A 20,592-nucleotide genomic window follows, 5' to 3' on the forward strand; every position below is an offset into this window, starting at 1 on the left:
TCGCCCCTTATTCTTCCGTTACATGAACTTTTAATGCTGCTGATACTTCATGATGTAGTTTTACAGGTACATTTGTAAAGCCTAACGCACGAATTCCATCACTTAAAGTCATTTTACGTTTATCAATTTTTATGCCATGCGTTTTTTGAAGTGCATCAGCAATTTGCTTTGTAGATACTGAGCCAAATAGGCGACCACCTTCACCTGATTTTGCTTTTAATTCTACTGTTAAAGCTTCTAATTTTTCTTTTAATGCTTTCGCTTCAGCCAATTCTGCAGCAGCATTTTTAGCTTCTAAATTCTTTTGACCTTCTAATTGACTTAATGCTTGTGCATTTGCTTCAGCAGCATAGCCATTTTTAATTAAGAAGTTTTGTGCATAGCCGTCTGCTACATTTTTAACTTCTCCTTTTTTCCCTTTTCCTTTAACATCTTTTAAAAATACTACTCTCATGATTCCGAACTCCCTTCGAGTACCTCATTTATGGCCTCTTCTAAATATTTTTCTACTCCAGCAATGGAATTTGCTTCGACTTGGCAAGCTGCATTTGTTAAATGTCCGCCGCCGCCTAGCTTTTCCATAACAAGCTGTACGTTTACCTCGCCAAGTGATCTTGCACTTATGCCGATTTTACCATCTGAACGATGCGCAATGACAAAGGAAGCACCAACATCCTTCATTGTTAGTAAAATGTCTGCTGTTTGTGCAATTAGTACAGAATCATACACTTTCGCTTCCTCACCTACAGCAATTGCAATACCCGGCTTCACGAACTTAACAGTTTGCACTATTTTAGAACGCTCGATATACGTATCGACGTCTTCTTTTAATAATCGCTGTACTAGCACTGTATCGGCACCATTTGTCCGTAAATAAGAAGCCGCTTCAAACGTACGGGCTCCTGTACGCAATGTAAAACTCTTCGTATCAACAATAATTCCCGCCAGCAATGCCGTAGCCTCTAACATATTAATCTTCGCACGTTTTGGTTGATACTCGAGTAACTCTGTTACAAGCTCTGCTGTAGACGATGCATATGGCTCCATATAAACAAGCGTTGGATTTTCTATAAAATCCTCACTTCGACGATGGTGATCAATCACCACAACTTTTTCAGCCAGCTTCAATAGGTGTGCATCAATGACTAAATTAGGTTTATGTGTATCGACAATTACGAGCAATGATTTTTCTGTCATTCTTGCCGCAGCTTCATCTGGTGTTAGGAAATTTTCATAGAAATCCGATTTACTCTCTATTTCATTCATTAAACGTGTTACACTTCCGTTTAATTCTTCAAAATTTATGATTACATAGCCCTTCACATCATTCATTTGTGCCATTTTACGTACACCAACGGAGGCACCAATAGAGTCCATATCAGGGTTTTTATGTCCCATAACAAACACTTGGTCACTATCCTGAATTAAATCACGTAGTGCATGGGAAATAACACGTGCTCTAACGCGTGTACGTTTCTCAACTGGGTTCGTTTTCCCGCCATAGAACTTTAGCTTTCCTGAAGGTTGCTTGATGGCAACCTGATCACCACCACGACCTAAAACAAGATCTAAACTTGATTGTGCTAGTTCACCAAGCTCTACTAATGAAGATGATCCTGCGCCAACACCAATACTTAATGTTAATGACATATTTTTTTGCGCTGTTTTTTCTCGAATAGTATCTAAAATGGCAAATTTTTTCTTTTCAAGCTCCATTAAAATGGATTCGTTTAATACAGCTAAAAAACGATCGGATGATATTCGTTTTACAAATATTCCTTGCTCAGCTGCCCAATCATTAACAATTGATGTCACCATCGTATTCGTTAAACTACGTGGTTGGTCATCCATTGCTTGCGTAATTTCGTCATAGTTATCAACAAATAAAATCGCAATAACTGTACGATCTGCATAGTATTGTTTTTCAATAGCTATCTGCTCAGTGATATCAAAGAAATATAGTAAATTCTCTTCTTTTTTATAATAAACTCGATATTTACGATCACGGAGCGTAATCGTATCTTCGTTTGTCTCTTCGCTCTTCATTAGCACGTAAATGTCGTCAGATATATTAACGATTCCTTCACCTACTAAATTTTCCATATTTAAAACGCCTTGCATATATGGATTCGACCATTCTATTTCATATTGATCATTGACAAGTAAAATCCCGATTGGCATTTCAAGCAATGCCTCTTCCCCAACTTTTTTCATGCGGAAAGAGATGGATTCAATATGCTTTTCTGTTTCATCAAAGGTAATCTTTTCTACCTTCCACGTATAGGCCATTAATAGAACAAAACCTACTCCATAACCGATACCTATCCCGATATTCCAAATACATAGAAGCACAAACGTCACAATGCCAAAAATGGAAAGAACAAAAAGCGGATAGCGGATTGGTCGTTTTCTAAAAGTCCCCATTACATCAGCCCCTTATTCTTTAGTTTTCCCCTTCACAAGTGAACGTACGTCGAAACCTAAATCTACGATGCCTAGCAATATCATAAAGGATGATAGTGGTAAGGCTAACAAAGTAGCTATCCATTTAACACCATTCGGCATTTCCTTTTTAGAAATAAAGTAATGTAGAAAGGAAATCCCCTGCAGGATTAATAACATCCATAAAACATAAGAAACATTTAAAACAATAATATCTAATGTAGATCCAGATTCTGGACGCATAAATAAATTAATACATAAAATAATCATGTAATACCATAAAATAGATCGTGGTAGACGCATATTTTGGAACGGTGCAAATTTTGGAACGTCTAAACCAAGACGTTTTAATACAGGTAAATTTAAAGTTATGATAATAAATGCTGTCATAAATGCAAAGATTGTTACTGTTGCAGGTATTGTCAGCTCAATTATTTTTAACATAGCCTCTATTTGCTCTGACTGTAGCATTACTTGACCTGTTACAGTTTTTGCAAGTTCATTTGATTGCTCATAATTTTCGCGTAAAAGCTCCGTGCTCATGTTAATGATATTGATACCAGCAAATTGAACATAGGCTACATAGACAATTGCCATTGACAGAAGAACAGTAACTCCAGATGACATGAATAGGTAAAGTTTGCTCTTCTTTAGATTAATTGCACTTCCTATCACGACACCAAGTAATGCCAAAATAAAGGCAAATGGTAACATAGTTATGCCACTTGTTAAAGTGGTTAAGATACAGCCTACTACTGCTACAAATATGGATGATGAACGCTTATAATTTGCGCTATACCAAGCAATCGGTAGTGGAGCAAATAGTAGACCTACTATAAAAATGAATGGTACATATGCAGAAATAAGCATTAGAATCGTAAAGATTGCGGCCATCATTGAGCCTTGTACAAGCGCCTTTGTTTGATTATTCGGCATTGAAAACCTTCCTTTTTTCAGTCAAACTTACTGACCTTTATTGTACCATTTTTTCAGGTTATTGAACAAAAAACGCTAAGAACAACTAGATGCTTTGTCATTAATTTTGTAGAACCAATGACTAAAGCGTAAAATACATAGCTATATAGGAGATTTTTTACCGAAAAAGCATAACAAATTCATTAATTAAGTTCTTCTTTATATATATTGAAATTTTTCAACTGAAAAAAATTATCAGCTTACGACAGTTACTGATATATAAAAAAAGGCTTTTAATCGAAATGATTATAAGCCGTTTTGTTTTTAAAAATGTCCTTAGTCGATTGTTCCTCTCATCCATACGTTTCAGAAATACGATAGCATTTTGTTTCTCAATCTCTAACATTTCATCTTTTCTTTTTTCATGTCTCTTAAAAGTGTAATAAATTCTTATACTAATGGCAAATGGTAATTTATAGAGCAATTACTGAGATAAAATAAGGTCATCTCTATAGCGTGTGGTTGATTTCCGTTCCGGCCGGGCGCTTTCCTGGGGGGCGTCCGATGAGCCGAATAAAAAAAGCACAACAAAAGTTGATTAAACCTTGTTGTGCCTTTATTTATATCTTATTTGTCTTCTGCTACGAATGGAAGTAATCCCATGATACGAGAAACTTTGATAGCTGAAGTTAATTTACGTTGGTACTTTGCACTTGTGCCAGTTACGCGACGTGGTAAAATTTTACCGCGCTCAGAGATGAATTTTTTTAATAAATCTACATCTTTGTAGTCGATGTGCGTAATATTGTTTGAAGTGAAGTAGCAAACTTTACGGCGTTTGCGGCCTCCGCGACGTGGTGCCATAGTATGTCTCCTCCTTATCATTTTTTATTTTAGAAGTATTAGAATGGTAAGTCATCCTCAGATACTTCTATCGGTCCTTTGCTATTAGCAAATGGATCCTCATCTACACGTGTATAATTCGGCTGATTCATAGGTGGTTGATTTTGCTGATAAGCATCGCCGCCAAATGAACCCTGCCCTGGCATAGCACCACCAAACTGTTGCTGTGGTTGTCCACCGCCATATGACGGTTGATTGTTACCGTAAGTATTCTGCCCACCATATTGAGGAGCAGGAGCACTGCTAGCATTACGAGGCTCTAAAAACTGTACGCTATCTGCCACTACATCTGTTGTGTATACTCGTTTACCATCTTGTCCTTCATAGCTACCTGTTTGAATGCGGCCTTCCACTCCAATTAAACTTCCTTTTTTCATGAAGTTCGCTAAGTTCTCAGCCTGTTTGCGCCATGCAACACAGCTAATGAAATCAGCTTCGCGATCACCTTGTTGGTTTGAGAATGTTCGATTCACAGCAACTGTAAATCTTGTAGACGCAACACCATTAGGCGTATAGCGTAGCTCAGGATCTTTTGTTAGTCTTCCAACTAATACGACACGGTTTATCATCAGAAATGCAACCTCCTTTTCAGCATTTTGTTAAAAATAAATGATTATGCTTCTTGGCGAACCGCAATGTGACGAATGATATCTTCGCTAATGTTAGCTAGACGTGTGTATTCGTTAATTGCTTCTGAAGTAGCGTTTACTTTCACGATTTGGTAGAAACCTTCGCGGAAGTCTTGAATTTCGTAAGCTAAGCGGCGTTTGCCCCACTCTTTTGATTCGATGACTTCTGCACCGTTAGAAGTTAAGATTTCGTTGAAACGTTCAACTAAAGCTTTCTTCGCTTCGTCTTCAATGTTCGGACGTACGATGTACATTAATTCGTATTTTCTCATCTGTTTACACCTCCTTATGGACTTAGGCTCTCCTGTACACAGGGAGCAAGGAGTAAGTAATAATTATTACTCACATCAATGAATTGTAACATATAGACGCATGTCTTTCAAGTCGCAAACAAACAATTCATTCTATATAATGAACTTAATTCATTCATAATGAAAGGAGAATCTTCATGCTACCAGATAAAGAACCTATTGTCATTGAACTCAATATAAAAAAACTAATGTTGGAAAATATCGTTGTCACTAGTGGTCTTGTACTAATATTTATGGTGATTCAATATATTTACACTAAAGATCCTTTTTCCATAACATTTTGGAATATGATTATTGGATCCATCCTTTTCGTCATTCTGTATATTGTTTTCATTATCTTACATGAAGCCTTTCATTTAGTTGGTTTTATGGTCTTCGGTGGCGTGCCCTTTAAATCATTAAAATACGGCCTAAATTTAGAGCTTGGCGTAGCGTACGCAACAACTGAACAACCGTTACCAAATCATGCAATGAAAAAAGCTTTATTACTTCCATTCTGGACAACTGGCGTCCTCCCGACAATTGCTGGTTTCTATTTTAACAGTACTGTTTTAGTATTAGTGGGAGCTTTTTTAATAGCTGGGGCAGTAGGTGATTTTTCCATGTATAAAGAATTGCGCAAATACCCAAAAAATGCATTCATACAGGATGATCCTCATTTACCTAAGCTTTATGTATATATGCCTGAGGAAAAGAAATAACGTTGGTGCAAGTCACGTTACAAAAAGAATCTGCTTGACTCCAAGCAGATTCTTTTATTGACACAAATTTCTAAACCACGTTCTTTTATTTGAAATATGTTCATACTAGCCACCATCCGAATTGAAAATTCAGATAAGTATATAGACAAAAAAAGGCAATCCATTGAAAGATTGCCCCTGTTTGTATTTTACACATTGAAACGGAATAACATAATATCGCCGTCTTGCACAACATACTCTTTACCTTCAAGACGTACTTTACCAGCTTCCTTAGCAGCAGCTTGAGAACCAGCCTCTACTAAATCATCGAAAGCAACTGTTTCTGCACGAATAAATCCACGTTCAAAGTCTGTGTGAATGATTCCAGCACATTGTGGTGCCTTCATGCCTTTACGGAATGTCCATGCGCGTACCTCTTGTACCCCAGCAGTGAAATAAGTTGCTAGTCCTAGTAAATCGTATGAAGTACGGATTAATTGGTCTAAACCAGATTCTTTAATGCCTAGCTCTTCTAAGAACATTGCTTTTTCTTCATCATCAAGCTCAGAAATTTCTTCCTCGATTTTTGCACAAATTGTGATAACTTGAGCTCCTTCAGCAGCTGCATACTCACGTACCTTTTGCACATATTCGTTATTATCTGCGTCAGCTACTTCATCTTCTGAAACGTTTGCCACATAAAGCATAGGTTTAATTGTTAAAAGATGAAGTCCTTTAATAACCTTTAGCTCGTCCTCTGAAAGCTCTGCAGCGCGTGCTGGTCGACCGTTTTCTAATTGTTCTTTAATTTTCAGAAGAACTGGTTCTTCAATCATTGCTTCTTTGTCTTTTTGCTTTGCCATTTTGCTAACACGTTGTAATCGCTTATCAACAGATTCTAAATCGGCAAGTGCAAGCTCTAGATTAATGACCTCAATATCGTCAATTGGATCAACTGCACCTGATACGTGTGTAATATTTTCATCTACAAAGCAACGTACTACCTGGCAAATTGCATCTACTTCACGAATATGAGCAAGGAATTTGTTCCCTAAGCCTTCACCTTTTGAAGCGCCTTTTACGATACCAGCAATATCAGTGAACTCAAATGCTGTTGGTACTGTTTTTTTAGGTATTACTAATTCTGTTAATTTATCTAAACGTGCGTCTGGTACTTCAACAATACCGACGTTCGGATCGATTGTTGCGAATGGATAGTTTGCAGCCAATGCGCCCGCTTTTGTAATTGCGTTAAATAATGTTGATTTTCCTACGTTAGGTAAACCAACGATTCCAGCTGTTAATGCCATGAATGGACACAACCTTTCTATGATCTGTTCAAATTTGCTCTTATTTCCCGTACTAACGGATACGGTGAGGATGCAGAAAGTCCCCACCAATAAATCACTGTATAACCTTATCTATTATATTGATTCACTCATAAAAAGTCTAATACACATGAAACTAGTCTTCACTAGCAGAAATTAAAACCTTTTTCATTTTTTTCTCAAATTCGCGGCGTGGAATCATGACACTATGCTGACAACCTTCGCATTTAATGCGTACATCTGCCCCCATTCGAATAATTTTCCACTTATTTATGCCACACGGATGCTGCTTTTTCATTTCAACAATATCGTTTAAACCAAATTTCTTCGCTTCCATATTACTCATTTCTCCCCTCTTCATTTCCATTAACACCGTAGAACATCATTTTTGGATGAGCCATTGGTATATTATTTTCTTCAAAGAGTTTTGTAACATCACGACGAATAGTACGAGCCACCCCGTATTGTTGTTGTGGTAATGTTTCTGCGGCTATACGAATCGTTACCTCTGTACCCTTAACATTTTGTACACCTAAAAAGACAGGTACTGCTACAAGTTCCTTATGAATTTCAGGTAAAGTATCTAAATACTTTTTAATAATAGACTCAGCTCTTTCAAAATCCGCATCGGTCGTCATTTGTAAATCTATATAAATTTTAGAGTTATTGACAGAGTAATTGACAACATCACCAATCGAACCATTTGGAATAATAAATTGCTCTCCTGTAGAACCATTAATCTTTGTTGTACGTAAACCGATTTCTATAACAGTTCCTTCAGCTGCATTTATTTTTATATAATCACCAACACCAAATTGATCTTCAAAAATAATAAAGAATCCAGTAATGACATCCTTCACTAAACTTTGTGCACCGAAACCGATTGCTAAACCTAGAATCCCCGCTCCCGCCAATAAACCTGCTATCTGAATGTGTAAGATAGGAAGAATAGCAATGATTGCTGAAAAATAAACGGCATAGGAGATGACACTTTGTAACAATCTTGAAATTGTTTTTTGTCGGCGTTCTGAGTGGTTTAAAGGTGAACTCATTCGCATTAAAAACACTTTCTTAATAAACTTTTTACCTAATCGTACAGCTAGCCAAGATGCAATCAAAATAATAGCAATCTTAATTGAAGATTTTGTTATATTTATCCAAAGCTCCTCTGATATCAACTTGTCCCAAAAGTTCCTTAATACATTTTCGTTAAACCAATCCATTATTACCACCTCTTGAATAACTTGCTAAAAATTTGCGTATACTGCATAAAAATCGAGCACTTCTTACAAATAAAAAGGAAAGCGAGTTATTTTATGAATACTATACCAAAATTGTTACTCCCTTATTCTCTTCATCATGAAAGTAAAAACATCGTTTGGCAATTAAGTACATTATTTTTAGAATATATACCCTTTCATCATGAACGCCTTATTTTCTGTTGTATTGGAAGTGACCGTTGTACAGGTGATACACTTGGGCCATTAACAGGTAGCTTCCTCAAAAAGTCTGTTAGTTTTCCATATGAAATTGTAGGCTCTTTAGACAATCCTTTGCATGCTCTTAATTTAGACACTACTATGCAACAGCTACACAATCATACTATAAAACCTTTCATCATTGCGATTGATGCATGCCTTGGAAGTGAACAAAACGTTGGAAATATTTCTGTACAGAATGGACCTATTTTTCCAGGAAAAGCTGTAAAAAAAGAGTTACCTCCCATCGGCGATATTTCCATTAAAGGAATAGTCAATGTTGGAGGCTTTATGGAAATGCTTGTTTTACAAAATACAAGACTTCATATTTCTTATGCAATGGCAGAAAAACTTTCAAGAGCTCTATTGCTCGCTGCACATCGTTATTCACTGAAAAATATAGAAGATAGCAACCACAATACCAACAACGATGAGACTTGGCAACAAGTTGGCAGCCTTGATCTTAGTTAAGCCTGCTATATTTAAACCAATGGCAAAAATCATAACACCGCCTACAGCAGTCATTTCGTGAATAAACATTTGTAGTGCAGCATCTGGTATAAAGGAGCTGATAACACCTGCAAAAAGTGCAATTAATCCTTGATAGACGAATACAGGTACTGCAGATAATAGCACTCCAATACCTAATGTAGATGCTAATATTATCGATATAAATCCATCGATTAATCCTTTCGTAATAAGTATATTATGATCATTACGCAGACCACTATCGAGTGCACCAATTACGCCCATAGAGCCAACTACAAATATTAAAGAGGCCGTTACAAAACCTTCTGCTATGCCAATTTGATTATTATCAGTACGATTTTTACTAAATAAAGATTCTACCCATTTTCCAAGTCTATTCATTTGCTTATCTAAATCTAACCATTCACCAATTACTGTACCAACCACTAAACTTATCATTAAAATAATAAAATTATCACTTTCAAAGCCCATTTTAATCCCTAAAAGTACAACTGCTAAACCAATAATCGATAATACAGTAGATTTCATCGATTCAGGAATATTTTTAAAAATGCGTCCTACCAATGCACCTGCCATAATAAGTAAAGCGTTAATTAATGCCCCTAGTAATACCACGTCCCAACCTTCCTTCTCTCTAGAAAAATAGAGAGCGCCTTGTAGTTCGGCGCTCTGATTACGATATCGATATTTCTCTTATTCTTCCTGTAAATTTAATATTTCTAGAATGCGTTCTAAATCATCTTCAGAATAAAATTCAATTTCAATTTTCCCTTTATTATTAGCTTTCCTAATTTGTACATTTGTTCCAAAGTAATCACGTAACTGTGTTTCCTTAGCTGCCACAAATATATCCTTTTTCTTTGGTTGAGTTGTTTCACGTGAAACTTCTTCATTCAAATTGTGTACTAACATTTCAACTTGCCGTACATTTAAACCTTGTTTAATGACCTTATTTGCCACTTCTGGTATTCTTCTTTTATTCTTCAATCCAAGTAACGCTCGTCCTTGTCCCATCGATAATGTTCCATCATTCATAAACTCACGAACATCCTCTGGTAATGCAAGTAAACGAACATGATTAGCAATATGCGGTCTACTTTTCCCTAATCTTTTGGAAAGCTCCTCCTGTGTTAAATGTAAGTTTTCCATTAAGCTTTGATATGCCTCAGCCTCTTCAATAACTGTCAAATCTTCACGCTGTAGATTTTCTAAAATAGCTAGTTCCATCATTTGCGCATCTGATAGCTCTTTTATAATAGCTGGAATAACCTCTAACCCTGCTAATTGAGTTGCTCTATAACGGCGTTCTCCAGCAACGATTTCATATTTGCGTCCTTTTTTACGTACAGCAATTGGCTGTAAAATACCATGTTCCTGTATAGAGTCAGCTAATTCTTGTAAAGTTTCTTCATCGAAAATTTTACGAGGCTGAAATGGGTTCGCGACGATAAGCTCTAATTGTATTTCTTCCACTTGCCCACTTTGTTCTATAGACTCTCCAGGAAATAATGCACCTATGCCTCTTCCTAAACCTTTAGCCATTTTTAATCACTTCCCTCGCCATCTCTAAATACACTTCTGCACCTCTTGATTTTGCATCATAAATGATAATTGGCTGCCCATGACTTGGAGCCTCACTTAATCGCACATTACGAGGAATAATTGTTTTGTATACTTTATCTTGGAAATATTTTTTTACTTCATCAATAACTTGTAAGCCTAGGTTTGTTCGTGCATCAAGCATCGTCAGCAATACACCGTCAATGTATAATTGCTGATTTAAATGTTTTTGCACTAAACGGACAGTTGATAACAACTGACTTAACCCCTCTAATGCGTAATATTCGCATTGTACAGGAATAATAAGCGCATCCGAAGCAGTTAAAGCATTAATTGTTAGTAGCCCTAACGAAGGCGGGCAATCAATAATAATATAATCATAGTCTTCTTTTACATCTTGAAGTGCATGCTTTAAACGTACTTCTCTGGAAATTGTCGAAACTAATTCAATTTCTGCTCCTGCTAGTGAAATGGTTGCTGGAACGATTGCTAAGTTTTCTACATTTGTTTGTTGAATGACATTTTTAACGTTTTCATCATCAATTAATACATCATAAATACAACCTTGAAGTTCTCCCTTATTAACGCCAAGCCCACTCGTTGTATTTCCTTGTGGATCAGTATCGATTAAGAGCACTTTCTTCCCTAGATATGCTAGACAAGCGCTCAAATTGACCGATGTCGTTGTTTTTCCTACGCCACCCTTTTGATTGGCGATTGCTATAATTCTACCCATTTAAAAGCACCTGCTTTCATCTATCAAAGGTTCACTTTGACAAATCATTTGTAAAATCACTATATCAATACCTCTATCTTACTTTCATTCTATCAAAAAAACAGAAAATAGTTGTATAAAATATTAAGAATATATACAAAAAAAGGAGACATCTCAGAAATATTACTGAGATGCCTCCTTTGTACAGAGATATAAAAGTCATTTTTTATTTTTCTAATATAATTTCAATCACGACTTAAGACTTTTTCTTTTTAGGTATTTTCACTGTAATTTGATAATATTCCTCTGTATCTTCTTCTTCAGTCTTAACTGTTATACCGCTCTTTGTTACCATAGATAACGATTGTTTAATCGTATTTAAAGCAATACGTACGTCTTTACTAATGGCTTTACGTTTAGGCTTTACTTTCTTCGGTTCCGCTTCTTCTTGAACTTCTGCCTCTGGATGTAATAAAGAATAAATCTGCTCTTCTAACTGACGAACGTTCCAATCATTTTCAATCGTTTGTTGTAAAACTTCTAGCTGTAATGGCTGATCTTTAATTGCAATTAATGCTCGTGCATGTCGTTCAGAGATTTCACGCTTCAAAATAGCTTGCTGCACTTCTTCAGGTAGCTTTAATAAACGTAATTTATTAGCTACCGTGGATTGTCCTTTTCCAAGTCGTTGGGCTAAAGCTTCTTGTGTCAGCTCATGAAGCTCTAATAATTTTTGATAGGCAACAGCTTCTTCAATTGATGTTAATTCCTCACGCTGTAGGTTCTCAATTAACGCGATAGAGGCTGTTTCCTTATCAGTTAAATTTCTTATAATTGCCGGAACTTCTGTCCATTGTAGCTTTTTCATTGCTCGATAACGACGCTCACCGGCAATGATTTCATACTGATTTTCTGCTGTTTTACGTACAACAATTGGCTGAATCACACCATGCGTATGAATGGTTCTTGATAATTCTTCAATTTTTTCATCATCAAAAATAGTACGTGGCTGAAAACGGTTAGGCACAATTTGATCAATAGGCAGCTTTATAACCTCTTCTGCTGCATGAACCGCCTCTGCTTGTTCTACTTCATTTTTCACAATAGGCTCAGTTTTATTCCCGCCTCCAAAAAAACGTGAAAAAGGACTTTTCATCCAAGTGGCACCACCTTTAAGTAACTATCTTGCTCTGTTTTATTCTATTATTATTTATTATATTTCTTAAAATGTATATAGTTCATAGATGTCATTTGCGTGAACCACCCATAACTAGTATGTATGCTCAAAATAGAAAAAATATTTTCTACTTTGAGAAGTTTCACATGAAACACTAATTATTGAATCGGCGTTTTATTTGGTACACCTGGTTTACGCGGATATTTTTTTGGTGTTCCTTTTATTTTATCAAAGATATATAAAATACGGTCACTTTCTTCAACAGGTAGCTGAAAAGAAAATTCTTCTTTTAGTGCAACCCCTAATGTTGCCAATGCTTTTTTTGCATCTTTTAACTCTTCCGCACCTGCTGCTGCTTTTAAAGCAACAAAATATCCACCTTGCTTTGCTAATGGTACACATAACTCCGATAAGACCGATAATCGGGCTACCGCACGAGCTGTTACAACATCAAACTGTTCACGATATTTCGCATTTTGAGCAAATTCCTCTGCACGGGCATGTACAAAATGCATATTCTCTAATTGTAACTCATCACTTAAATGATTTAAAAATGTAATTCTTTTATTTAAAGAATCGACAATTGTTACATGTAAATGTGGGAAGCAGATTTTAATTGGAATACTTGGGAAACCAGCACCTGCTCCAACATCACAAACTGTCGTCACTTTTGAAAAATCAAAATAGAAAGAGGCACTAATCGAATCATAAAAGTGCTTTAAATAAACACCTTCTAAATCAGTAATAGCAGTTAAGTTCATCTTTTCATTCCACTCAACAAGTAACTCAAAGTATTTTTTGAATTGAGCCAACTGCTTTTCAGAAAGTTCAATGCCCTTCTTCTTTAGAGCCTCGATAAATTGTTGTTCGTTCATGTAAAGTCTCCTTTTTCTAACTGGCTTGACTATCCCTATTATTGATTTTGTAAGACATGTACTCATCAACTATGTAAAGATAGCATAGCCTTAAAAATAGGAAGCGGGCACAAAGGTATGCCCGCCTCTTATTCACTTTACCGTTGTTAATTATTCACCGCTAACGCGTGCGATTTTACCTTGCTCAATATAAACAAGTAATATTGAAATATCTGCTGGGTTTACACCAGAGATTCGCGATGCTTGGGCAATGGAAAGTGGTGTAACTTGTTTTAACTTTTGTCGAGCTTCTGTTGCTAGACCCGAAATAGCGTCATAATCAATATTTTCAGGGATTTTTTTATTTTCCATTTTATGAAGCTTTTCAACTTGTTGCAATGCTTTTTCAATATAACCTTCATATTTAAGCTGAATTTCAATTTGTTCCTTCACTTCATCCGAAAACTCTATGTCTGCTGGAATTAACGAAGAAATTAATTCATAATGCATTTCTGTACGTTTTAATAAATCCGCTCCACGGATACCATCTTTTAGCTCACTACCACCTACAGAGCGAATGGTAGCTTGTGTTGCTTCATTTGGTTTAATAATAACTTCACGGAGGCGTGCAATTTCGTTTTCAATCAGCTCTTTTTTCTCATTGAATGTTGCATGTCTTTCCTCAGTAATCATTCCCATATTATAACCTAACTCTACCAAACGTAAATCAGCGTTATCATGACGAAGTAGTAAACGATATTCTGCACGAGATGTTAGTAAGCGATACGGTTCATTTGTTCCTTTTGTTACTAGATCATCAATTAATACGCCAATATAAGCATCTGAACGACTTAAGATTAATTCTTGTTTACCAAGCACATTAGCAGCAGCATTTATCCCAGCCATTAAGCCTTGAGCAGCTGCTTCCTCGTAACCTGATGTACCGTTGATTTGACCAGCAGTATACAAGCCTTTAATACGTTTTGTTTCTAAAGTTGGCCACAATTGTGTTGGCACGATTGCATCGTACTCAATAGCATAACCAGCACGCATCATTTCTGCTTTTTCTAAGCCTGGAATTGATTTTAATAAACGTGTTTGTACATGTTCTGGTAAGCTAGTTGATAAACCTTGTACATATACTTCACGTGTATTGCGACCTTCTGGCTCTAAGAAGATTTGGTGGCGCGGTTTATCGTTAAATCGCACAACTTTGTCTTCAATAGAAGGGCAATAACGTGGACCCGTACCTTTAATCATCCCTGAGTACATCGGTGAAAGATGTAGGTTTGCCTCGATAATTTCATGTGTTTCTAGGCTTGTATAAGTTAACCAGCAAGGTAGCTGATCCATGATGAATTCAGTTGTTTCAAAACTGAATGCACGTGGAACATCATCTCCAGGTTGAATTTCTGTTTTATCATAATCAATGGTACGGCTATTCACTCGTGGTGGTGTACCTGTTTTAAAACGCACAAGGTCAAAGCCAAGCTCTTTTAAGTTATCTGCTAAACGAATGGACGGTTGTTGGTTATTAGGACCACTTGAATATTTTACGTCTCCAATAATGATTTCACCACGAAGGAATGTACCTGTTGTGACTACAACTGTTTTAGCTCGGTAAATAGCACCAATTTGTGTAATAACACCTTTTACTTCCCCGTCTTCAATTATTAGCTCTTCCACCATTCCTTGGTGAATTGTTAAGTTTTCAGTTTCCTCCAACGTGCGTTTCATTTCTTGTTGGTATAAAACTTTGTCCGCTTGTGCACGTAATGCACGCACAGCGGGACCTTTCCCTGTATTTAACATACGCATTTGAATATGCGTTTTATCAATAACTTTCCCCATGACGCCACCTAATGCGTCAATTTCTCGTACTACGATTCCTTTGGCAGGACCACCAATGGATGGATTGCATGGCATAAATGCAATCATATCTACATTGATTGTTAACATCAGTGTGTTAGCACCCATTTTGGCAGCAGCGTGTGCAGCTTCAGAACCTGCGTGACCTGCGCCAATTACGATAACATCAAACGTGCCTGCCTCATATTTTGTTGGCATAGCTCGTATCTTCCTTTCTTTAGTAAAATTATTTCCCTAAGCAGAACTGTGAAAATAACTGATTAATTAGGCTTTCTTGTACAGTGTCACCGATAATTTCACCAAGTATTTCCCATGTTCTTGTGACATCTATTTGCACCATATCAACAGGTACACCAGCTTGTGCTCCAGCTAATGCATCCTCGACCGTTGCTTGTGCTTGATGAAGTAATGCAATATGTCTTGCATTTGAAACATATGTTAAATCGCCCGCTTCAATTTGCCCTTCAAAGAACAACGCGGCAATCGCTTCCTCTAGCTCTGCGATACCCTCTTCCTGTAAAAGAGAAGTTGTCACAACGCGATGATTGCCTGCTAGCTCTTTAACGCGAGCGACATCAATTTTTTGCGGTAGATCTGTTTTATTGACAATAACGATGTAATCCATCGCTTGAATTGTTTCGAAGAGACGCTCATCCTCAGCAGTCAATTCCTCCGCGTAGTTTAAAACAAATAAAATTAAATCTGCGCTACGCAACGCCTCACGTGAACGTTCAACACCAATTCGTTCGACGATATCCTCTGTCTCTCGAATACCAGCTGTATCGACTAAACGAAGCGGAACACCACGTACATTCACGTACTCTTCTATAATATCACGAGTTGTACCTGCTATATCTGTCACAATAGCCTTATTCTCCTGTACTAAACTATTTAAAAGAGAAGATTTCCCAACGTTTGGGCGGCCTAAAATAACAGTTGATAGACCCTCTCGTAATATTTTCCCCTGAGAAGATGTTTGCAAAAGTTTAATAATTTCATTTCGTACCCATGTACATTTTTCTACTAATACCGGTACCGTCATCTCTTCTACATCATCATACTCCGGATAATCTATATTAACCTCTACTTGCGCTAATGTCTCTAGTAATGCTTGGCGTAAGTCACCAATTAAACGCGATAATTTGCCATCCATCTGTCCCAACGCTACATTCATCGCTCTATCAGTTTTCGCTCTTATTAAATCCATGACTGCTTCAGCCTGTGATAAATCGATACGTCCATTTAAGAATGCGCGTTTTGTAAATTCACCTGGCTCGGCAAGTCTTGCTCCATTTGTTAATGCTAGCTTTAATACACGGTTCACCGAAACTAGTCCCCCGTGACAGTTAATTTCGATTACATCCTCACGAGTGAATGTTTTAGGTCCGCGCATTAATGACAGCATTACTTCCTCTACAACCTCATTTGTTTTTGGATCGACCAAATGTCCATAATGAATTGTATGTGAAGCCTTCGTTGTTAAACTTTTCTCACCAGGCGATCTGAATATTTTATCTGCAATTGCGACTGCTTCGTCCCCACTTAAGCGAACAATAGCAATAGCTCCTTCACCCATCGGTGTGGATATCGCAGCAATTGTATCGAACTCCATTTAATGACCTCCTTAACGTTATCCACATGTGGATAAATAAAACCGACCAACACTTACTAACACCTTAGACTAACATATTTTCTACAAAATCTAAAGTAAGGATAATTTCCAATTGTGGATAATAAGAAAGCTCTACATTATAGCACGTACTTCGACAAAAATTGCAAACGCTAGAACGTTCTTTCTAGATCATAAAAAAACTATTTTGCCAATGTAATTAAGGTGTCAATGAATAAAGTATGACTCTTCGGCAAAACGAGGGGTTGATTTCCGTTCCGACTGAGCGCTTTCCTGGGGGCGTCAGATGAGCCACTTCACTCGCGTTGCTCGCTCCAGGGTCTCGGGCCAACACGAAGTTGGTCACGAAGGCGTTATCACAGGACGTGATGGTTTTAGCCTTCGTTCCTCTATCGCTGATCCCCAAGGAGTCGCTCAGTCTCTACTCCAATCAACCACTTCACTAGGCATATATCTTCTGGCATGTCACTCAAAATTTTAATAGTGATAGAACGAAAACTTCAGCAATGTTTATCTGTGCGAAAGCGAAGTGGCAGCAAAGGGGTTTATCTGTGCGAAAGCGAAGCGTCAGCAACAATTACTGGTGTACAATTGTGTCACTGTTATAACTCCTTTCTTTTCGATTATGATAAATAGATATAGTGTTCACTTTTGAATTGAATAAAACTTATAAAAGTTCTACACTATCGCTGATTTCCGTTCCAGGCTACTCGACTCTCGTGGGCGAGTAGCCTGGAACGGAAATCACTCTCATCTGAAGCACCACAACATTCACAAAGATTCCCTTGACCATCTTATTTTTCAACAACATAAAAAAGTCATTTTATCATGACGATAAAATGACTTTAGATTTTTGCCTGTATGTTTTTACGAAGTTTAGCCGTTCTTTACAGGTTCAATGACTAAATAACGATTAGGCTCCGTTCCTTCTGAATATGTTTCAATATCAAGGCGATTTGCCAATTGATTATGAATAATTTTTCTTTCGTACGACTGCATTGGCTCAAATGTCACACGCTGATTTAAGCGAAGTGCTTTATCCGCCATACGGTCTGCCAGTAACTCCAAAGCTACTTGACGACGTTCACGATAGTTTTCTACGTCTAATTTCACCATTAAGAACTGTTTGGAACTTTTATTTAACACAAGTTGTGTTAATTGCTGCAAGGAATTTAATGTTTGACCACGTTTCCCTATTAGCAGTGCAGCTTTCTCGCTCTTCAGTTGAAATAATACATATTTCCCTTCACGTGTCGTTTCAATTTCAAGATCATGAATATCCAATTGTTCAGCAATATTTACTACATAAGTCTTTGCTTCTTCAATTGGGTTTACCGAGGTTTGTTCTTCCTCTTTTTGTTCCTCTACGACTTGTTGAACAGCTTCGATATCACTTGGTTGTTCAGAAACTTGTGAACTTATTGCTTCAACATCATCTATTACTGTTGGTTCGACAAATTGAATCGTATTTTGCTGTTCAGCTATTTCTTCTTCAATTGTTGATCGAACCTGTACTTCCTTTACTGTTACACGAACTTCTGCAGATCGTGCCCCAAAACCTAAAAATCCTTTTTTACCTTCTTGTAAAACTTCAACATCTACTTGTTCACGGGTTTTGCCAAGTTTCTGTAACGCCAATGAGATCGCTTCTTGTGTTGTTGCGCCTATTTGCGTAAGTTGTTTCACTTTTTAGCCCCTCCATTTTGAGCAGGTTGTGTTTTATTTTTCTCCCAAGGTTTGTAAATAAACAGGTTTTGAGCAATCGAAATAATGTTACCGACTACCCAGTATAATGATAATGCTGCTGGTAATGCCATACCGAAAGCAATAATCATAAATGGCATAATGTACATCATTATTTTCATTTGAGGGTTATCCATCGCTGGGCCCGTACGTAAAACGATAAATTGCATTAAACCAGCAGTAATTGCTAGTGCCGGTGCTGTTTCTGCTAATGGGAAAATAAAGAAATTCCCTAAATCAAAAGCAGGTGTAGCATTCATACGACTAATCGCATGGTAGAAACCAATTAAAATTGGCATTTGAATGAAAACAGGTAAACATCCAGCAAGTGGATTGACACCAGACTCACTCATAAGCTGCATCATCTCTTTTTGATACTGTTGCTGTGTCTGTGCATCCTTAGAAGCATACTTCTTTTGCAATTCCTTCAATTTTGGCTGAATTTCTTGCATTTTTTTAGAGCTCTTTGTTTGTTTAATCATTAATGGAAGAACGGCTAAACGAATAATAATCGTTACAACGATGATCCCCCATGCATATGAACCGAGCAAATCAGCAAAGTATTTTATCGCTGACACTAAAGGCCAAACAATGAATTCATTCCAGAAGCCTGTGCTTTCTTTGGAGATTGGTTCTTTGAATTCTGTACAACCAGAAAGTAGCAATGCTACTGATGCTAGCGACAAAATTACCCAAAGTTGTTTCTTCAACCTTTTTCCCCCTACAAATACTATTCACTTTTTCTAAAACTATATGCGTTCTCTTCTTTATACGTTTACAGTTTCCTGCAACTGAATAAAGTTATCAGTTATTTTATCATGCATATATCGTTTCACTCTACTAAATATTCTAACAATGTGCACATATTTACTAAGTAATGTTACTAATAATTCATATATTGCAGTGAAAATCCATTTAGAAATACCCCGGTGAGTATTTTCAGCGATTTCACTTTTTCGCAGAAACGCTTCTATTCACCACTTTGGTTGCCATTCATATTACGTCTTCTTTAATACTTTTGCGATTCGTAGTACATGCTGCAAACCCTGTTTTACTTCATGAAAATTCATAGTGGCCGCCGGTTGTCTGGCGATAATAACATAGTCCATATTCGACTTTAACTCATCCTTTAATTCATGAATACTTTGTCGAATATAGCGTTTGATCTGGTTGCGTGTTACTGCATTCCCAAGCTTTTTACTAACCGATAATCCTACACGAAATTCTGTTTGTCCCTCTTTTTCTAAAAAATATACGACAAACTGACGATTAGCGAAAGATTTACCCTTTTTAAACACCTTTTGAAAATCATCGTTTTTTTTCACTCGTTGGCGTTTTTTCATTACTTTCACCTGCTACTCGATAATTATCCTTTGATCCTCATTTCTAGGTTTACCAAAAATAAAGAAAAAAAAGACCACTGATGTGTCTCAGTGGACTTATTTTATGCTGATAATACTTTTCTTCCTTTACGACGGCGAGCAGCAAGAACTTTGCGACCGTTTTTCGTGCTCATACGTGCGCGGAAACCGTGAACTTTGCTGTGCTTACGTTTTTTTGGTTGGTAAGTACGTTTCATTTATATAGACACCTCCTGATTGAGTTGAATTTTTCAACATACAGACCTGAATATTATATAAAGTAACTAGTGATTTTGTCAATGAATTTTATAAATTTCTATATTTAAGCAAATCTATGTCTATCTTTTACTACGATCATCTTCTACTGAAACAAATATAAATTATCCACAGAGTACTTGTTTTTTTTACACAGAGTTGTGTATAGTATTTTTTGCATTATTTTTTATCCACAACATTTATCTACACCTTTTTCACATAAGCAGACCTTGTGGACAACTCGGAAGTGCAT

General features: G+C 36.8%; 22 protein-coding genes. 2 read left to right on the forward strand and 20 right to left on the reverse strand.

The window, feature by feature from the left end:
• Positions 1–7 precede the first annotated feature (7 nt).
• The 6 genes from rplI to rpsF form a co-directional block, all read right to left on the reverse strand.
• On the reverse strand, positions 8–454 hold the full coding sequence (gene rplI / locus ACQKOF_RS06485) for a 50S ribosomal protein L9 (protein ID WP_427554728.1): 447 nt from the start codon (positions 452–454) through the stop codon (positions 8–10).
• Positions 451–2,424 carry a DHH family phosphoesterase gene (locus ACQKOF_RS06490; protein ID WP_427554729.1) on the reverse strand — a complete coding sequence of 658 codons (1,974 nt, stop codon included), beginning with the start codon at positions 2,422–2,424 and terminating at the stop codon, positions 451–453. Before ACQKOF_RS06490 ends, rplI begins: the two co-directional genes overlap by 4 nt.
• Positions 2,425–2,436: 12 nt before the next feature.
• The gene (locus tag ACQKOF_RS06495; RefSeq protein WP_427554731.1) at positions 2,437–3,378 is read right to left on the reverse strand and encodes a YybS family protein; all 942 of its coding nucleotides are present in this window, start codon (positions 3,376–3,378) and stop codon (positions 2,437–2,439) included.
• Positions 3,379–3,984: 606 nt separating this feature from the next.
• Positions 3,985–4,221, reverse strand: coding sequence for a 30S ribosomal protein S18 (gene rpsR, locus ACQKOF_RS06500; protein WP_004233359.1), 237 nt, complete (start codon positions 4,219–4,221; stop codon positions 3,985–3,987).
• Between the two features lie 38 nt (positions 4,222–4,259).
• Complete coding sequence (gene ssb / locus ACQKOF_RS06505) at positions 4,260–4,829, reverse strand: single-stranded DNA-binding protein (protein WP_427554733.1); 570 nt, start codon at positions 4,827–4,829, stop codon at positions 4,260–4,262.
• Between the two features lie 44 nt (positions 4,830–4,873).
• Positions 4,874–5,161: a 30S ribosomal protein S6 gene (gene rpsF / locus ACQKOF_RS06510; protein ID WP_053482932.1), complete on the reverse strand. Its 288-nt coding sequence runs from the start codon at positions 5,159–5,161 to the stop codon at positions 4,874–4,876.
• A 176-nt stretch (positions 5,162–5,337) separates the two neighbouring features.
• Between rpsF and ACQKOF_RS06515 the strand changes: the two genes are divergently transcribed.
• Positions 5,338–5,901: a DUF3267 domain-containing protein gene (locus tag ACQKOF_RS06515; protein WP_427554735.1), complete on the forward strand. Its 564-nt coding sequence runs from the start codon at positions 5,338–5,340 to the stop codon at positions 5,899–5,901.
• A gap of 188 nt (positions 5,902–6,089) precedes the next feature.
• On the opposite strand, the gene ychF is transcribed toward ACQKOF_RS06515, so the two are convergent.
• From ychF to ACQKOF_RS06530, 3 genes are all read right to left on the reverse strand, one after another.
• Positions 6,090–7,190, reverse strand: a complete 1,101-nt coding sequence (ychF, locus tag ACQKOF_RS06520; RefSeq protein WP_427554737.1) for a redox-regulated ATPase YchF — start codon at positions 7,188–7,190, stop codon at positions 6,090–6,092.
• Positions 7,191–7,344: 154 nt separating this feature from the next.
• Positions 7,345–7,545, reverse strand: a complete 201-nt coding sequence (locus ACQKOF_RS06525; RefSeq protein WP_403029444.1) for a DUF951 domain-containing protein — start codon at positions 7,543–7,545, stop codon at positions 7,345–7,347.
• A gap of 1 nt (position 7,546) precedes the next feature.
• Entirely contained in the window at positions 7,547–8,431 is an 885-nt protein-coding gene (locus ACQKOF_RS06530) for a mechanosensitive ion channel family protein (protein WP_427554739.1), read from the reverse strand.
• Positions 8,432–8,524: 93 nt separating this feature from the next.
• On the opposite strand from ACQKOF_RS06530, the gene yyaC reads away from it, so the two are divergent.
• Positions 8,525–9,157 (forward strand): spore protease YyaC, encoded by a 633-nt coding sequence (gene yyaC, locus ACQKOF_RS06535; RefSeq protein ID WP_427554741.1) that lies wholly within the window; start codon positions 8,525–8,527, stop codon positions 9,155–9,157.
• Here the strand turns inward: yyaC and ACQKOF_RS06540 are convergent.
• The 11 genes from ACQKOF_RS06540 to rpmH all read right to left on the reverse strand — a co-directional run bounded on the left by ACQKOF_RS06540 (position 9,074) and on the right by rpmH (position 20,302).
• Positions 9,074–9,790, reverse strand: coding sequence for a DUF554 domain-containing protein (locus ACQKOF_RS06540; protein WP_427554743.1), 717 nt, complete (start codon positions 9,788–9,790; stop codon positions 9,074–9,076). The two genes, yyaC and ACQKOF_RS06540, sit on opposite strands and share 84 nt — an antisense overlap.
• A gap of 78 nt (positions 9,791–9,868) precedes the next feature.
• Positions 9,869–10,717, reverse strand: coding sequence for a ParB/RepB/Spo0J family partition protein (locus ACQKOF_RS06545; RefSeq protein ID WP_427554745.1), 849 nt, complete (start codon positions 10,715–10,717; stop codon positions 9,869–9,871).
• Positions 10,710–11,471 (reverse strand): ParA family protein, encoded by a 762-nt coding sequence (locus ACQKOF_RS06550; protein WP_370043997.1) that lies wholly within the window; start codon positions 11,469–11,471, stop codon positions 10,710–10,712. The genes ACQKOF_RS06545 and ACQKOF_RS06550 overlap by 8 nt, the downstream gene beginning before the upstream one ends.
• A 235-nt stretch (positions 11,472–11,706) precedes the next feature.
• A complete protein-coding gene (gene noc, locus ACQKOF_RS06555) occupies positions 11,707–12,606 on the reverse strand; it encodes a nucleoid occlusion protein (RefSeq protein WP_427554747.1) in 900 nt (299 codons plus the stop codon).
• A 179-nt stretch (positions 12,607–12,785) separates the two neighbouring features.
• The gene (gene rsmG / locus ACQKOF_RS06560; RefSeq protein ID WP_427554749.1) at positions 12,786–13,502 is read right to left on the reverse strand and encodes a 16S rRNA (guanine(527)-N(7))-methyltransferase RsmG; all 717 of its coding nucleotides are present in this window, start codon (positions 13,500–13,502) and stop codon (positions 12,786–12,788) included.
• 150 nt (positions 13,503–13,652) lie between these two features.
• Positions 13,653–15,548 (reverse strand): tRNA uridine-5-carboxymethylaminomethyl(34) synthesis enzyme MnmG, encoded by a 1,896-nt coding sequence (mnmG, locus tag ACQKOF_RS06565; RefSeq protein WP_427554751.1) that lies wholly within the window; start codon positions 15,546–15,548, stop codon positions 13,653–13,655.
• Positions 15,549–15,576: 28 nt separating this feature from the next.
• A complete protein-coding gene (gene mnmE, locus ACQKOF_RS06570; protein WP_427554753.1) occupies positions 15,577–16,962 on the reverse strand; it encodes a tRNA uridine-5-carboxymethylaminomethyl(34) synthesis GTPase MnmE in 1,386 nt (461 codons plus the stop codon).
• Between the two features lie 894 nt (positions 16,963–17,856).
• Positions 17,857–18,666, reverse strand: a complete 810-nt coding sequence (gene jag, locus ACQKOF_RS06575; protein ID WP_427554755.1) for an RNA-binding cell elongation regulator Jag/EloR — start codon at positions 18,664–18,666, stop codon at positions 17,857–17,859.
• On the reverse strand, positions 18,663–19,433 hold the full coding sequence (yidC, locus tag ACQKOF_RS06580; protein WP_427554757.1) for a membrane protein insertase YidC: 771 nt from the start codon (positions 19,431–19,433) through the stop codon (positions 18,663–18,665). Before yidC ends, jag begins: the two co-directional genes overlap by 4 nt.
• Before the next feature lie 288 nt (positions 19,434–19,721).
• Complete coding sequence (gene rnpA, locus ACQKOF_RS06585; RefSeq protein ID WP_427554759.1) at positions 19,722–20,066, reverse strand: ribonuclease P protein component; 345 nt, start codon at positions 20,064–20,066, stop codon at positions 19,722–19,724.
• Positions 20,067–20,167: 101 nt separating this feature from the next.
• Positions 20,168–20,302: a 50S ribosomal protein L34 gene (rpmH, locus tag ACQKOF_RS06590; protein WP_004233310.1), complete on the reverse strand. Its 135-nt coding sequence runs from the start codon at positions 20,300–20,302 to the stop codon at positions 20,168–20,170.
• Positions 20,303–20,592: the final 290 nt, after the last annotated feature.

Origin of the sequence: Lysinibacillus sp. NPDC093190 (genome assembly GCF_050280425.1) — a bacterium.
Taxonomy (GTDB): Bacteria; Bacillota; Bacilli; order Bacillales_A; family Planococcaceae; genus Lysinibacillus.

Coding starts and splice junctions, on each gene's coding strand:
- ychF (WP_427554737.1), bottom strand. CDS start 7,190: ATGGCATTAACAGCTGGAATCGTTGGTTTACCTAACGTAGGAAAATCA.
- rsmG (WP_427554749.1), bottom strand. CDS start 13,502: ATGAACGAACAACAATTTATCGAGGCTCTAAAGAAGAAGGGCATTGAA.
- ACQKOF_RS06550 (WP_370043997.1), bottom strand. CDS start 11,471: ATGGGTAGAATTATAGCAATCGCCAATCAAAAGGGTGGCGTAGGAAAA.
- ACQKOF_RS06525 (WP_403029444.1), bottom strand. CDS start 7,545: ATGGAAGCGAAGAAATTTGGTTTAAACGATATTGTTGAAATGAAAAAG.
- mnmE (WP_427554753.1), bottom strand. CDS start 16,962: ATGGAGTTCGATACAATTGCTGCGATATCCACACCGATGGGTGAAGGA.
- ACQKOF_RS06495 (WP_427554731.1), bottom strand. CDS start 3,378: ATGCCGAATAATCAAACAAAGGCGCTTGTACAAGGCTCAATGATGGCC.
- rnpA (WP_427554759.1), bottom strand. CDS start 20,066: ATGAAAAAACGCCAACGAGTGAAAAAAAACGATGATTTTCAAAAGGTG.
- noc (WP_427554747.1), bottom strand. CDS start 12,606: ATGAAAAGTCCTTTTTCACGTTTTTTTGGAGGCGGGAATAAAACTGAG.
- rpsR (WP_004233359.1), bottom strand. CDS start 4,221: ATGGCACCACGTCGCGGAGGCCGCAAACGCCGTAAAGTTTGCTACTTC.
- ACQKOF_RS06490 (WP_427554729.1), bottom strand. CDS start 2,424: ATGGGGACTTTTAGAAAACGACCAATCCGCTATCCGCTTTTTGTTCTT.
- ACQKOF_RS06515 (WP_427554735.1), top strand. CDS start 5,338: ATGCTACCAGATAAAGAACCTATTGTCATTGAACTCAATATAAAAAAA.
- rpsF (WP_053482932.1), bottom strand. CDS start 5,161: ATGAGAAAATACGAATTAATGTACATCGTACGTCCGAACATTGAAGAC.
- mnmG (WP_427554751.1), bottom strand. CDS start 15,548: ATGCCAACAAAATATGAGGCAGGCACGTTTGATGTTATCGTAATTGGC.
- yyaC (WP_427554741.1), top strand. CDS start 8,525: ATGAATACTATACCAAAATTGTTACTCCCTTATTCTCTTCATCATGAA.
- ACQKOF_RS06545 (WP_427554745.1), bottom strand. CDS start 10,717: ATGGCTAAAGGTTTAGGAAGAGGCATAGGTGCATTATTTCCTGGAGAG.
- rpmH (WP_004233310.1), bottom strand. CDS start 20,302: ATGAAACGTACTTACCAACCAAAAAAACGTAAGCACAGCAAAGTTCAC.
- ssb (WP_427554733.1), bottom strand. CDS start 4,829: ATGATAAACCGTGTCGTATTAGTTGGAAGACTAACAAAAGATCCTGAG.
- ACQKOF_RS06530 (WP_427554739.1), bottom strand. CDS start 8,431: ATGGATTGGTTTAACGAAAATGTATTAAGGAACTTTTGGGACAAGTTG.
- rplI (WP_427554728.1), bottom strand. CDS start 454: ATGAGAGTAGTATTTTTAAAAGATGTTAAAGGAAAAGGGAAAAAAGGA.